The 13716-nt window shown below is 44.8% G+C and carries 13 protein-coding genes; 7 read left to right on the plus strand and 6 right to left on the minus strand.

Going from position 1 to position 13716, the window contains the following annotated elements; translation table 11 throughout:
- Positions 1-86: 86 nt before the first annotated feature.
- The 3 genes from yegD to AAFX28_RS06665 all read left to right on the plus strand — a co-directional run bounded on the left by yegD (position 87) and on the right by AAFX28_RS06665 (position 4340).
- Positions 87-1439 (plus strand): molecular chaperone, encoded by a 1353-nt coding sequence (gene yegD / locus AAFX28_RS06655; RefSeq protein ID WP_408686679.1) that lies wholly within the window; start codon positions 87-89, stop codon positions 1437-1439.
- A gap of 157 nt (positions 1440-1596) precedes the next feature.
- Positions 1597-2214 carry a hypothetical protein gene (locus AAFX28_RS06660; RefSeq protein ID WP_408686680.1) on the plus strand — a complete coding sequence of 206 codons (618 nt, stop codon included), beginning with the start codon at positions 1597-1599 and terminating at the stop codon, positions 2212-2214.
- A gap of 215 nt (positions 2215-2429) precedes the next feature.
- Complete coding sequence (locus tag AAFX28_RS06665; RefSeq protein WP_408686681.1) at positions 2430-4340, plus strand: methyl-accepting chemotaxis protein; 1911 nt, start codon at positions 2430-2432, stop codon at positions 4338-4340.
- Positions 4341-4400: 60 nt separating this feature from the next.
- Here AAFX28_RS06665 and AAFX28_RS06670 read toward each other — a convergent pair whose 3' ends face one another.
- Positions 4401-5606, minus strand: a complete 1206-nt coding sequence (locus AAFX28_RS06670; RefSeq protein WP_408686682.1) for an MFS transporter — start codon at positions 5604-5606, stop codon at positions 4401-4403.
- Between the two features lie 95 nt (positions 5607-5701).
- On the opposite strand from AAFX28_RS06670, the gene soxR reads away from it, so the two are divergent.
- A complete protein-coding gene (soxR, locus tag AAFX28_RS06675) occupies positions 5702-6166 on the plus strand; it encodes a redox-sensitive transcriptional activator SoxR (RefSeq protein ID WP_408686683.1) in 465 nt (154 codons plus the stop codon).
- Here soxR and AAFX28_RS06680 read toward each other — a convergent pair.
- From AAFX28_RS06680 to AAFX28_RS06695, 4 genes are all read right to left on the minus strand, one after another.
- A complete protein-coding gene (locus AAFX28_RS06680) occupies positions 6140-7015 on the minus strand; it encodes an AEC family transporter (protein ID WP_408686684.1) in 876 nt (291 codons plus the stop codon). The two genes, soxR and AAFX28_RS06680, sit on opposite strands and share 27 nt — an antisense overlap.
- Before the next feature lie 126 nt (positions 7016-7141).
- A complete protein-coding gene (locus AAFX28_RS06685) occupies positions 7142-7654 on the minus strand; it encodes a peptide-methionine (S)-S-oxide reductase (RefSeq protein ID WP_408686685.1) in 513 nt (170 codons plus the stop codon).
- Between the two features lie 203 nt (positions 7655-7857).
- On the minus strand, positions 7858-8856 hold the full coding sequence (cydB, locus tag AAFX28_RS06690; protein WP_408686686.1) for a cytochrome d ubiquinol oxidase subunit II: 999 nt from the start codon (positions 8854-8856) through the stop codon (positions 7858-7860).
- A 12-nt stretch (positions 8857-8868) separates the two neighbouring features.
- Positions 8869-10257 carry a cytochrome ubiquinol oxidase subunit I gene (locus AAFX28_RS06695; protein ID WP_408686687.1) on the minus strand — a complete coding sequence of 463 codons (1389 nt, stop codon included), beginning with the start codon at positions 10255-10257 and terminating at the stop codon, positions 8869-8871.
- Positions 10258-10392: 135 nt separating this feature from the next.
- Here AAFX28_RS06695 and AAFX28_RS06700 point away from each other — a divergent pair, with 135 nt between their 5' ends.
- On the plus strand, positions 10393-11631 hold the full coding sequence (locus tag AAFX28_RS06700; RefSeq protein WP_408686688.1) for an NADH:ubiquinone reductase (Na(+)-transporting) subunit B: 1239 nt from the start codon (positions 10393-10395) through the stop codon (positions 11629-11631).
- Complete coding sequence (locus AAFX28_RS06705) at positions 11621-11812, plus strand: DUF2256 domain-containing protein (protein ID WP_408686689.1); 192 nt, start codon at positions 11621-11623, stop codon at positions 11810-11812. The genes AAFX28_RS06700 and AAFX28_RS06705 overlap by 11 nt, the downstream gene beginning before the upstream one ends.
- Here the strand turns inward: AAFX28_RS06705 and AAFX28_RS06710 are convergent.
- On the minus strand, positions 11764-12471 hold the full coding sequence (locus tag AAFX28_RS06710; RefSeq protein ID WP_408686690.1) for an SDR family oxidoreductase: 708 nt from the start codon (positions 12469-12471) through the stop codon (positions 11764-11766). The two genes, AAFX28_RS06705 and AAFX28_RS06710, sit on opposite strands and share 49 nt — an antisense overlap.
- Before the next feature lie 245 nt (positions 12472-12716).
- On the opposite strand from AAFX28_RS06710, the gene AAFX28_RS06715 reads away from it, so the two are divergent.
- On the plus strand, positions 12717-13715 hold the full coding sequence (locus tag AAFX28_RS06715) for an ABC transporter substrate-binding protein (protein ID WP_408686691.1): 999 nt from the start codon (positions 12717-12719) through the stop codon (positions 13713-13715).
- Position 13716 lies beyond the last annotated feature (1 nt).

The raw sequence follows: 13716 nt of genomic DNA on the forward strand, positions 1-13716 counted from the left end.
GTAGAAACCGGTTGACCCGTCTATCAGTGTCAGCTTTACTATCCGGCCCCGAAAAACAGGCCAATGACGGAAGAGAGGTAAATAACATGTCTATCGGTTTTGATTATGGTACAGCTAACTGCTCGGTGGCTAAACTAGTCAATGGACAAGTACAACCTATCCCTCTGGTTGGAGAAGATTTCTATATTCCCTCAACCTTGTGTGCTCCTACATCAGAAGCAGTCTCGGAATACCTTTTCCGTATTCTCAATATCAAGCCACAAGATAGCGTCGGTGAAAGCGTATTAAGACGTGCGATTAAGCTTAACGATGAGGAAGGCTTAGATATTCGTAGCGATGACGTAAAATTTGGTCATGAGGCGCTGAGCTTATATTTGGAAGACCCTAAAGATGTGTATTACGTAAAATCGCCAAAGTCGTTTTTGGGTGCAATGGGGCTCAGAGACATGCAACTTTCATTTTTCGAAGATCTTGTTTGTGCAATGATGGCAAACATCAAACACAAGACAGAGAGCGCACTAGGTCAGGACGTAACGCAGACGGTCATCGGTCGACCTGTTAACTTTCTAGGTCGAGGCGGGGAAGAGTCAAATATTCAGGCGGAAGGTATTTTGCGTCGAGCGGCTAATCGTGCTGGTTTCAAAGATGTTGAATTTCAGTTTGAACCTGTGGCTGCGGGTCTAGAGTACGAAGCATCACTAGCTGAAGATAAAAATGTATTGGTCGTTGATATTGGTGGCGGTACAACTGACTGCTCGTTCTTACGTATGGGTCCAAGTTGGGCGGGTAAACAAGACCGACGCGACTCTTTGTTAGCTCACTCTGGACAAATGGTTGGAGGAAATGATCTTGATATCTTTACCGCTTTTAAGCGCTTTATGTGCGAATTTGGGATGGGAACTCAAACCTTAGCGGGGCTAGAAATACCGACTACGCAATTTTGGAACCCTATTGCCATTAATGACGTTCAAGCGCAGCGCAAGTTTTACGCACACGACAACCTCAAACAACTCAAAACCATGGTGAAAGATGCGAAACAGCCAGATAAGCTGCGTCGTTTATTGGAGTTGCACCAAGGTACGATGGGATACGCGGTTATCAGGGAGGCGGAGAAAACCAAAATTGCGTTGGGAGAACAAGAAAGTTATCAAGCTAGTATCCAACTGATCAATGAAGCAGTGTCGATTCCGGTACTGAAATCTCAAATGGAAGAGGCCATCTCAATCCCAACGGGCAAAATACAAGCTCTGGTTGAAGAAGCGATAAAACAGAGTGGAATACAGCCGGATGTGGTGTATATGACTGGTGGTTCGGCACGTTCTCCGATCTTAACGGGGGCGGTAAAAAATCTTCTACCAAATACGCCTATCGTCAGTGGTAACTATTTTGGTTCGGTAACAGCTGGTTTGGCTCGTTGGTCTAATTTAATCTACGCTTAAGCCGTTAAATTACTCTAATAAGTAGCACGATATTTATGACGTTCGTCCCATACGTAATGAATAGCACTTATGTATGAAAGAGAGCAGACCACACAGTAGCCATAGGAATCTACACTGGAGGGAACAAGGCAAGTTTATCAAATTAAAGGGATTTCATATGCTTCAAACTAATCCGAAGGCTGTACTTGATACTGAGCTAGGTAAAGCGAGTAAAATACTATATGTTCCTCAAGGTTATGTCGGCTTTTGTTTCCAACCAAAGAAGTTTCCGAATCAAGCGAGTACTGCTTTGATTACAACGGGTGTAGGACCATGTCATTGCCTTATCGTGGTCGAGAATGAAACGGAAAGTGCCTTCCTTTGCCACTTAGACGAAGATTTCACTAAAGATGCAATTAACTCCACTCGCAGATTAATGGAAATACTACGCGATGGAAGTGGGGCTCAGAACCCTTATTTCAGCGCATCTTTAGCGACAGTTGGTGGGACGACGGATACTAAAACTCGTGGACAAAGTGTCATTCAAGCCATTAACAACTTCTGCAAAGGCGGGGACTTAAACGGTAAGTTGGATGCCCCGTTAACCGTGCAAAATGTTAACCGTACTGACCACATGCATATGGTTGGTCATAGCAACCACCTGATGGGTAATATTGATCAGAAAAAGTGGATTAACTCGTCTGATGGGGCTCTAGGTTGGTCTGATTGGCAACGTATCGGCGGGATGAGCCCAGGATTCAGTGGTACGTATTCGTCATTTGCTCAATTTAGATAACCCACCAAAAACATTTATCGCCGCATAACTACAGCGCCCCTTATTGAGAAGGGGCGTTTTTTTGCCTGTTTTTCCTATTTAATAGTGCGCTTTTAGCAAATCGCGCATTTCACTGGATTTTTATCATATTGAAGCCACAATTATTGATAGAAGAGTTAACAGTGAGCTTTACACCACAATGGCAGAGCTCGGAGCTCGCTATTAAGGATTGTGCGATGCGAAATTTAGGATTTAGAAAACTATTACTTATCTCAATTGTGGCGCTAGTCGTTGTCTCTGTTTCTGTGTCTAGCTACATTGCATACGTAAAACAAAAAGCAACGTTAGTTGATCTCATTACAAAGACCAATCAAGATTACGTGAAAAGTGAAGCAGAACAGATCGCGACACAGTTGAATGAAAAAGTGCATGGTCTCGACAAACTGGGCCAGCACTTTGATAACAAACCCATTACTGGGACTTCAGAAGACTTTATTGAACTTACCCACATTTTTGCCAAAGCAATGAATCTGAACAGTTCGGTAGTTGCATTTACAAATGGTGATGCTTATTGGAACCAAACAGCTAAAACTTGGCCAAACCATAAATATGAAGGAGATGTGACAACGAGAGGCTGGTACCAACTCGGCAGACAAAGCTCTACTGCGACCATTTCTGAGCCATATCTCGGGAGTGAAGGTGATGTCTATTGGGTATCGATCGTTCGTAAGACTCTGAGTGGCATGATTTCCGCTGATATGCAGCTTGGCTTTCTAAATGATATTGCTAAAAATGCCGATGAGATACCTGGTGCTGTGGCCATCATCTTCAACCATGACAAAACGGTCTTAGCCTCTTCAATAGGAGATGTGAAAGCAGGGACTAAAGCGGATAGTGTGGAATGGTTGAACAATGTTGCGAAGCAGAGTATCGGCAGTGCTGACGTTGTTTTTGATGGTTACCTCGGTGAGAAAGATAAGTTGTTTTTCTCGCATCAGGTCAAAGTGGCGGATAAGAGTTGGTACTTTGTGGTTGGCTTAGAAAAAGCCGTTACATTTGCTGCGTTGTCTTCAGCGAAACAAGCGGCAGTAACGACGGCAGTGGTTGCGACTATCGTAAGTATCGTCCTCGCGTTAGTCATTATGAACATCCTCTACCGCCCAATTCTTGTCCTCAAGGAGACTATCATGGGGCTGAGTGAAGGGAATGGCGACCTAACTCAACGTATTGAGGTTAAAACTCAAGATGACCTTGGCCAAATCTCGGAAGGGGTCAATGCGTTTATAGCTAATCTACAATCCATGATGTTGGAAATCCGTGAAGTGACGGATCACTTCAATGAAAATGTTGATCGAATGAAAGACCAAAGCCAGCGTAATAGTGTCATTCTACAAAACCATGTCCAAGAGACAGAGCAAGTCGTAACCGCAATCGAAGAAATGAACTCGACAGCAGAATCTATGGCCACAGATGCAGCAAATACCGCTCAGCTCACTCATAAAGCAAGTGAAGCAAGTACAGAGTCAAAACAAACGGTAACGCAAGCGCAGAACAATGTTCAAGAACTGGTGGAGGACGTGAGCTTAGCTTCTGATAATGTAAATAAGATGGCGTCAGAAACTGATGGCATTAACACCATACTTGGCGTGATTGGTGATATTGCAGAGCAAACTAACTTGCTCGCTTTGAACGCTGCAATTGAGGCTGCGCGGGCCGGTGAACAAGGTCGTGGTTTTGCAGTCGTAGCAGATGAAGTTCGAAATTTGGCAAGTCGCACTAAAGATAGCACCGAAGAGATAGAAGCTGCGCTCGCAAGCTTGTTAAAAGGTAGTCAATCAGTGGTCGACTCCATGGATTCTACCAAGCTCAAATGTGCGCAAACCGCTGAAGGGGCAGGACAAGTTGCAGGAAGCCTTGATGTGATGACTCAGTTTGTCACAGATATCAATGACTTGAGTACTCAGATTGCGACGGCGGCAGAAGAGCAAAGTAGTGTGACTCAAGAGCTAAGCCGAAACATGACAGCAATCAATGATATTGTTGGCGAACTGGATAGTAACGGTCAAACTGCATTAGAAGACGCGCAAAATATATCAGATATGAATCATAAACTTACTTCTATTGTTGGTCGCTTCAAGCTTTCCTAACCGATGAAATATCCATAAAGCCTGAACATTGTTTGTTCAGGCTTCTTTCTCCCAAACCTATCACGTATAAACTAACTGTTTTTGCCCACTCGTACGTCCGAGCAATGCCATTATCACCACTGCAATTAGGACGATGATCGCCGCAATGGCAAAGCCATACTGAGTTACTTCAAAGTGGGCCAACATTGCGATAACAACGTAGCTTAAGCTTTGCACTGCCGTTGAAAACATCGCTAGTCCGCCTTCGACTCTGCCGCGTTGACGAACATCGATGGTGTGGTGCATCCAGTTTGTGCGAGCAATACGGTTGAGTGCATTAAAGAATCCAAAGAACAGAGTGAACAAAAGAATATACCCAGGGTGCGTCGACAGGCTCATGCCTATCAAGGTTAAACCGACGACTGCCATTGAATATTGAATGGTTACTTTGTGAGTGGTCAATACCAGCAACTTAGCCAAGAAAACCCCAGTAAGTAGCGACCCTAAGCCAAAAGTAATGTTGTAACCAGCGTACCAATCTCCTGATATGCCATTGTCTGAGAACCAGATTGGAACCAGTTTACCCAGAAAGGTAAGAATTGGGTAAGAGAGGCAAGAGAGCATCAGAAAGGCGTAGAATCTTGGCTGCTCGGCGAAAATATCCTTACTCTCTTTCAATTGCTGGAGAAACGGTGTGGACAGACTATCTCTAAGTTGCTGTCTATATGGCGTGACAATGTAACTTAACATGGCGATGAACGAAGCCGCTGCGGCGAAAGCCGCAAATTCCAGCATCCCCCATGTTTGAAGGAGCACCACTCCCAATGCTCCAGCGCCTAGGGTCGTACCTTGCATGACGATCTCTTGCTTACCGGAAATTGATGCGTACTCATGTTGGTCATAGTTCTCTTGCGTAAAGGCGTTATTGGTCGACCAAGCTAAATTACTGGTGACCCAAAAGACCATTTGAGCGGCGGCCAATAACCAAGGTGAACCGTCTGAAAAAACATAAACGATAAAGACAATAGCTGCGGTGGTTGCTTGTGTGCCTTGAACGAAGACCAATAAAGTTTTGCGCGAATGTCTGTCTATTAACGTTGAGAAAAAAGGGGTTAAAACAAACGAAGTCGCAGTACAGGCGAGCGCAGTCATAGCAACAAAAGTGCCCATGTTTGGCTCTGCCAGAATTAACCAAGGCAAGGCCATCATGAACAAGCCTGAGGAAATTCCATCGAAAAAACGCCCTGAAAGGTATGGAAGAGTTCTATGTTTTGAGAGTCGCATCATTATTATTCCTTATCTAACCTGCCAACTTGGTGCTACTCTAAAACCTCAAGTTAACTTTAGGTAAAGAGCTTTTTTAAAACTTTTTGGAGTAAATAATGGAAATGAGCGTCGGTGAAGTTGCAAAACGCGCGGGAGTAAAAGTCTCGGCACTGCACTTCTATGAGCAAAAAGGATTGATCCACAGCTGGCGTAACCAAGGTAATCAGCGTCGGTACGATCGTAGTGTGTTAAGGCGTATTGCGGTTATTAAAGCGGCACAAGAGGTAGGGCTTACCCTTGAAGAAATTGTAGCTTCATTAAACTATCTGCCAAAGCATCATGCGCCGAACCGTAAAGAGTGGGAGCAGATGGCGTCAGGTTGGAAGGCGTTGCTTGAGCATCGGATCCAACAGATGAAAGCATTGCAAGAAGATCTTGGTGGCTGTATTGGTTGTGGTTGCTTGTCGATGGAGTCCTGCGCAATCTATAACCCGCAAGATATTCGCGCGGAAACCTTTAAAGGCAAAACCATGCTCACTAACCCAGAAGAGTGGTCACAAGGAGAGAGCGAATCCGAGTAGTAATGGCAGAGTGATAATGCTAAAGAAGTTACCAAACAGCACCATAGAGGCGACTTTGGTGGGTTCTATTTGAAAACGTTCAGCGAATAGATAGTTCATCACAGCTGGTGGTAGCATGGTAAACAGCACCATCATTTGCAATTGCATGGTTGGCAGAGGGATGAAGAAGTAGATAACACTAAATGCTATCGATCCGGTGAAGAGTGAAAGAAGCGTGGAGGTGACGCCAACCTTTAGTCCACTTAAACGCATGTTACACATCTGAGCTCCGAGTGACAGCAGCATAACAGGTACCGCAGCTTGGCCTAGCAAACTGGTTGCTTCATAAAGTGGGCTCCATACACCGACGTCAGATAAGTTGAGTAGTAAGGCAGCAGAAGCGGCAAGAAAAATCGGCATCTTTATGATTTGCTTTACTGGATTACCTTCACTTAGTAGCGCAAGTCCAATACTGATATGAAGGCACGCCGACACAACAAACAACAGTACAGCCGGAGCAAGGGCAGTGTCGCCAAATGTGTAGGTGAATAGCGGTATAGCTAAGTTGCCACTATTGCGGAACATGTGCAAAGGTGCCCAGGCCTTAAATCTTACTTTCATGGCATAACATATAGGCACCATCACCAAACCAGGAACCAATACTGCAACAATCGATGCGCTTAATAAAGGTACTTGGTCAGTATCCAGTGGCATTGCTACGAGCGATGAGAACACCAATGCGGGAGTAAACGCATCCATATTGATTCGGTTGATCGGCCTAAAGTCAGGTTTCAACCAACGTCCGACCGAAAAGCCGACAGCAATTAAGGCAAAGACAGGGAAGAGGATACCGACGACTTGTTCTAACATGCTGACCGTAAGGAAGAGTTTATTGAGATTGGTGATTCCACGTTAACGGATTCTTGCTCAATAAAACAGCGAAAATATGCCTGTTTCGGCCATTTAGTGATGTTAAGACAAGAGTCGATAGGTCAATCACCTATCGACTTGAAATGGAAAGTGTTGACGCCCGTCTTGTTGGCGATACTTATGTAATAAATCGATTGGGATATGACAGTAGTCATCAGGGCAGCGTGTCAGTCGATCTTGATGTTCTTCATCGCTCTTTACATAATTGGTGAGCGGTTTAACTTCTACGGCGATCTTATCTTTATCAGATCGGCTTTCGATATAGTGTTGAGCTTGCTCAAGATGCGTAGGAACACGGCTGTAAATACCAGTACGGTACTTCTCACCGACGTCCTCTCCTTGCTGGTTAACACTGTAGGGGTCAATGATCTCAAACAGACAGTTCATCAGTTCACTGACAGACACTTGGTTCGGATCAAACAGAGTACGAACGCATTCGGCGTAACCATCATAAGGCGATGACGTGGTATAACTTTGTCCGTTCGCTCGACCCGCTTCGGTCTCAATTACACCGGGAACATGCCTGATGAACTCTTGCACCCCCCACAGACAGCCGCCTGCAATATAGATTTCTTCCAACGCTTTTGTACTCTTAGATTGTTTGAATCATGGCGTATTAAAACAGATCGCATCAACGGAAGAAACGTTACTCTCCTCCAACCAGATAACGAATTAACTCGGTATAAGAAAATAGCGAATAACAAATGAGATCACGCCAAGAGAGCCAACGCTCAACACCCAGAGTGCAACAAACCAAGCTAGCTGAAACATGGACTTATTCATTAATGGTACCCTTCTCCGTGCTTTAACTTACCGCGAAATACCCAATAAGAATATGCGCTATAGGCAATGATTAAAGGGAGTAACACCACTGCGCCAGCGAGCAAGAAACTTAAGCTAGAATCTGGCGCTGCCACTTGTTGATAGGTAAAAGCGAAAGGCACAAGATAGGGGAAAGTACTGACACCAAATCCAAGTGCTGAAATAGAAAATAAGCTAATACCCAACAGATAAGCTTTGAGCGCTTTGCGATCGAGGAGTGAAGCGAACAATTGCCAAATTATGATTGCGGTTATGATTGGGATAAGAATGAACAACAGAGCATTGGTAGAACCAAACCAACGAGAAAATATCATCTCGCTCGAAAGAGGTAGCCAGACACTAACAACCGCAATGCATGATACAAAGGCAAGCCCCCAACGCTTCGCGATCGTATAATATCGATCCGCCATCTCTTCAGGCAATTTCATCGCTAACCAACATGCACTTAACAAGATGTAAGCACACATCAAAGAGAGCGAGCAAAAGATACTAAAAGGCGTTAGCCAGTCGAACCAGCCTCCAGCATAGCTTCGGCCTTCAACAGAGATACCTTGTAAGAGTGCGCCAAGCATAACTCCTTGCATTAATGTTGCCGTTAGAGAGCCGATGAAAAATGCGCTATCCCAAAGAAACTGGCCTCTTTTGGTTCTAAATCGATACTCAAAAGAAACGCCCCTTAAAATCAACCCCAATAACATCAGAATCAATGGGGCATACAGGGCCGGCATAACAACGGAATAGGCGAGTGGAAATACGGCAAACAATCCACCGCCACCTAACACTAACCAAGTTTCGTTACCATCCCATACAGGAGCGATACTGTTCATCATCATATCTCGCTCGCTGTCACTATGAGCACTAGGAAATAAAATCCCAATGCCTAAATCGAAGCCATCTAACACCACGTAAATCAAAACGGCGAGGGCGATGAGCGCATACCAAATAAGTGCATAATCCATAATATTAGCCCCTTAACTGATGTGATTTGAGTGAGATGCTGGAGGGACGTCGCGACCATCAGGAAGTCGGCTCTCCAAAGCTTGCTCATACTTAGTCGGTGATTTGTGCATCAGTCGCAGTAGATAGAAGAAACCTGCTCCGAAGACGACAAAGTACACCACGACAAAAGCGGTTAAAGAAATACTGATTGCGGATGCATCGATTGGAGATGCTGAGTCAGCGGTGGTGAGAAGACCGTAGACGGTATAAGGTTGTCTACCTACCTCTGTTGTTATCCAACCCGCTAACACTGCAACAAATCCGGCTGGGCCAAAACAAGCGCAAAGTCGGAGAAACCATTTTGTGTCGTAAAGGGTACGCTTGCGTCTCAACCATAGACTTGCTAGGGCGATAAAAAGCATGCCAAAGCCGATAGCTACCATGATGCGAAAGCTCCAGAACACAATAGCAACTGGAGGGTGTTGAGCAGGAGGAAAGGCGTCTAATCCCTTAACTTCACCATTCCAGTCATGAGTTAAGATCAAGCTGCCTAGGTTTGGAATTTCAATCGCATAGTCCACTGTTTGTGTTTGCTCGTTAGGGAGGCCAAATAGAATAAGAGGCGCCCCAGAGTGACTTTCAAAGTGACCTTCCATCGCAGCAATTTTGGCAGGCTGATGCTCTAAGGTGTTCAAACCATGTAAATCGCCTGCAATGATTTGAATTGGAGCAACAAACGCTGCGAGCCAAAGCGCCATAGAGAGCATCGTACGTGCCAGCGGGTTGTGAGGTGCTTTCAGTAGATGGTATGCGCCCACTGCAGCAACGACGAACGCTGTGGTTAGATAAGCTGCTAACAACATATGAACGAGCCGATATGGGAACGAAGGGTTAAAAACGACTTCAAACCAATCATCTGGGACGAATTGTCCAGCGTCGTTGAAGGCGTAGCCTGCAGGCGTTTGCATCCAACTGTTGACCGATAAAATCCAAAAGGCGGATAAAAAGGTACCAAAGGCGACGATACAGGTGGACGCAAAGTGGAGTTTACGTCCTACTTTTTCCATGCCAAACAACATTACTCCGAGGAAGCCTGCCTCTAAGAAGAATGCAGTGAAAACCTCGTACCCCATTAGTGGGCCAAGAACGGGTCCTGTTTTATCCGAGAAAACACTCCAGTTGGTGCCAAATTGATAGCTAAGAACAATGCCACTTACCACGCCCATACCGAAACTGATGGCGAAGATTTTCAACCAGTATTTGTATAACTGAAGGTATTTCTCTTGACCAGTTTTAAGCCATAGACCTTCAAGAACGGCTAAATAACTCGCCAATCCGATAGTGAAAGCTGGGAAGATGATGTGAAACGAGACGGTAAAAGCAAACTGAAATCTTGCTAAGTCGATGGCTAATGTATCCATGACGCACTCCTTTGTGGTGAGTGCAATTTTGTACGTTGAAGGGAGCTTATCTGGTCAGAAATTATCATCAATTTGTGTCCATAATCAGAAGCTGAGCCGTATAGACACAGTTGTATCCGTTGTATGGAACAGGTTATGAGTTTAAAAAGTCGATTAGAATCAATAGCTCCGGTATTTGAGCCTGGTGGCAAGTATGAAAAGTTTTATCCTGTGTATGAAGCCGCTGCCACCATCTTTTATACGCCGGGCCTAGTCAATAAAGGTAACACTCATGTAAAAGATGCCATTGACCTCAAGCGCATCATGATCATGGTGTGGTTGGCGACATTCCCAGCAATGTTTTGGGGCATGTACAACATCGGCAACCAAGCAGTTCAGGCTTTAGCAGTCAGTTATACTCCGTCGGAACTTGAACAAGTTATCGCATCAAGCTGGCGTTATTTGTTTGCATTTGGTTCATTCCAGAGCATGGAGGAGGCTGGCTGGGTAAGTAAAATGGTTCTCGGTGCTTGCTATTTCTTTCCTGTTTACGCAACGGTGTTTGTTGTGGGTGGTTTTTGGGAAGTACTGTTCGCCGTGATCCGTAAGCATGAAGTTAATGAAGGCTTTTTTGTTAGCTCGGTGCTTTTCTCACTCATTTTGCCTCCAACAATACCTCTTTGGCAGGCTGCGCTAGGGATTACCTTCGGTATTGTGGTAGCAAAAGAGATCTTTGGTGGAACAGGCCGAAACTTTCTTAACCCTGCATTAGCAGGCAGGGCATTTTTATATTTTGCCTATCCAGCAAACATGTCTGGGGGGAGTGTATGGACTGCGGCTGATGGCTACTCGGCGGCAACGCCTCTGAGCCAGTGGTATGAATCGGGCTCAACGCTAATTAATACCATGACAGGTGAGGTGTTAACTTGGTCTGACGCATTCTTAGGTAATATCCCAGGTTCGATGGGAGAGGTGTCAACCTTGTTGATTGCAGCGGCAGGCATTGTTTTGATCGCGATGAAGATTGCGTCTTGGCGTATCGTTGTTGGCGTTGTCCTTGGGCTTGCAGTGACATCAACAGCGTTAAACTGGATTGGGTCTAGCACTAACTTGATGTTTTCAATGCCTTTCCATTGGCATTTTGTTCTCGGTGGCGTCGCTTTCGGTACTTTCTTTATGGCGACAGATCCTGTGTCGGCTGCGTTTACTAACAAAGGTAAGTGGGCTTATGGTTTTTTGATAGGGGTTATGACGATTGGTATTCGAGTGCTCAATCCAGCTTATCCAGAAGGCATCATGCTGGCTATCTTATTTGCGAACCTATTTGCCCCCTTGTTTGATTTTGTAGTCAAAGAGTCCAACATTAAGCGTCGTAGACAGCGTCATGGCAGTTAAAACAGTCTGCAAAAAACAGCATTTGCCTTCCAAACAATGCGCCGTCTGTTTATTACCTTTTACGTGGCGCAAAAAGTGGGCTAAATGCTGGGATGAAGTAAAGTACTGTTCAAAGCGTTGTAGAAACAAGCGTCACCAAGGAAGCTGTTCTCCTGAATATGAGAGAAAGTGGCCGCTTTGATCGGTTGAGCTGTTTTCAATGAGGTCCACAAGATCATTGGCAACGGCGCTAGGAGTAAACAACCGACCTGATGGGACATTGGTTTGAAATGGTTTCGACAAGTTTGTATCTGTTGTTCCAGGGTGAAGGGCTAGCACGGTAACGTGCGGGTTGGTTCTTTTCCATTCAATGGAAAGACATTTTAACACCATATTAAGCGCAGCTTTTGAGGCTCGGTAGCTATACCAGCCGCCTAACTTGTTATCTTCTATACTGCCAACTTTAGCCGAAATGGTAACAAACTTCGCATTAGCGCTGTCTTTTAGAAGCGGACCAAGCAGTTGTGCAGAAAGCAGAGTTGGTAGTGTATTGAGAGAAATGTTTTTACTAAAGAAACTATGGTCAAAAGAGCGTATAGACTTTTCAGGACCTCGTTTGTCGTCGTGTAAAAAGCCGACGCAATTAATGATCCAGTCGATGCAGCTCAGTTTACTGGAAAGGTTCTGGTAGTCATTTTCATCTGTAACATCTAATGAAATCCACTCAAGGCGAGGTTGGCAGAGCTCTGGGCGATGCCTGTGGTATGTACCAATAATATCTGCTTGTAGAAATCGTGTTGCACATTCCTTAGCAATTGCTAAGCCTATTCCGCCACTAGCGCCTAAGATAACTATTTTCACTTTAGCCTCTCGTCACCTAACTGTTGTGGCGGTTTATACGCTTCAAATAGCGAAAACGGCCAAACAAGAGCCGCAACTTGAAACCTTGGCAACTAACTTCATAACCTAGAATAAAGTGACTCAGGTCACGCTTAGAGGCTGAATATGCACATATAAAGCCGAAATGTGAGTAGTCGATGCCATCTTTATAAAATATCGACTAGGTTTATATGTGCTAGGTTTCTTATTGTTGGGGTGTGTTGAACGTGCCGGTTGTGACTAAACCAAAATTGGCGCTTTTAGTATCTGTGATTGTGTTGTGCGCGGTGGCTTGGAGCGTAATAAATAAAAATAGAGAAACGCAATATCCTCCTTCTTCTCAAATTAAGATAGGGGTGTCGTTAACGCCTCTTTCGTCTCCGTTTTTAGTCGCGGAACAATTGGGTCTGTTTAAGAAACTCAACCTAGATGTGACTCTCTATCCTTGCTCCAGTGGGGCAGCATGCACGGAACTCATGATCGAGCGAAACGTAGATTACGCGACCGCGTCGGAATCGGTAGTCATGTTTCAAAGTTTTGAAAGAGATGACTTATCACTTTTGGCAAGCTTTGTAGAATCTGATAACGATCTAAAACTCTTAACACTTGCGCCTTTTAGGATTCCAAATGTCTCAGATTTAGCAGGCAGAAAAGTAGGGGTAGTGAAAGGAACCGCGAGCGAGTTTTACTTAGATTCAGTCCTTATCAGCAATAGCGTTGAAAAGCATCTTATCGACAAAGTGTATATGCAGCCTCATGAGCTTGTACCTGCTTTGTTATCCTATCGTGTTGATGCAATCTCAGCTTGGGAGCCTATGGGATTTCAAGCAAACCTTCTATCTGTTGCAGAAGTCACGAATTTAGGTGTAAAGGGGATATACCAGCTCTCGTTTAATCTTATCTCGCGCTCACCTTATTTGGAATTTGTTGGAGATGAGCCAGTTCGCTTACTGCAAGCACTTGAGTTAGCGATCGAGTGGATAAACAGCAACCCTGAAGAAGCCCTGACTATGATAGCAGCAAGGCTTGATATTCCACTCAACCAAGTAGAGTGGTCATGGGAAGATTACTTGTTCCGCTTGTCTCTTGGAAACTCATTGCTGTCTAATCTTCAGTTACAAGCACGTTGGGCAATCGAGAGTGATTTGGTCAAGGCTTCCCCACCGGACTTCAGGCAAGTCTTTTACAGTTATCCATATCAACAAGTACTTGCACAAAGAGAGTAGG

Origin of the sequence: Vibrio sp. TBV020, from assembly GCF_046056895.1 — a bacterium.
Classification (GTDB): Bacteria; Pseudomonadota; Gammaproteobacteria; order Enterobacterales; family Vibrionaceae; genus Vibrio.

Bases quoted from the DNA above. Each gene is read 5' to 3' on its own strand.
- soxR (WP_408686683.1), top strand. From the start codon at position 5,702: ATGGAAATGAGCGTCGGTGAAGTTGCAAAACGCGCGGGAGTAAAAGTC.
- AAFX28_RS06705 (WP_408686689.1), top strand. From the start codon at position 11,621: ATGGCAGTTAAAACAGTCTGCAAAAAACAGCATTTGCCTTCCAAACAA.
- AAFX28_RS06695 (WP_408686687.1), bottom strand. From the start codon at position 10,257: ATGGATACATTAGCCATCGACTTAGCAAGATTTCAGTTTGCTTTTACC.
- AAFX28_RS06660 (WP_408686680.1), top strand. From the start codon at position 1,597: ATGCTTCAAACTAATCCGAAGGCTGTACTTGATACTGAGCTAGGTAAA.
- AAFX28_RS06670 (WP_408686682.1), bottom strand. From the start codon at position 5,606: ATGATGCGACTCTCAAAACATAGAACTCTTCCATACCTTTCAGGGCGT.
- yegD (WP_408686679.1), top strand. From the start codon at position 87: ATGTCTATCGGTTTTGATTATGGTACAGCTAACTGCTCGGTGGCTAAA.
- AAFX28_RS06680 (WP_408686684.1), bottom strand. From the start codon at position 7,015: ATGTTAGAACAAGTCGTCGGTATCCTCTTCCCTGTCTTTGCCTTAATT.
- cydB (WP_408686686.1), bottom strand. From the start codon at position 8,856: ATGGATTATGCACTTATTTGGTATGCGCTCATCGCCCTCGCCGTTTTG.
- AAFX28_RS06700 (WP_408686688.1), top strand. From the start codon at position 10,393: ATGAGTTTAAAAAGTCGATTAGAATCAATAGCTCCGGTATTTGAGCCT.
- AAFX28_RS06665 (WP_408686681.1), top strand. From the start codon at position 2,430: ATGCGAAATTTAGGATTTAGAAAACTATTACTTATCTCAATTGTGGCG.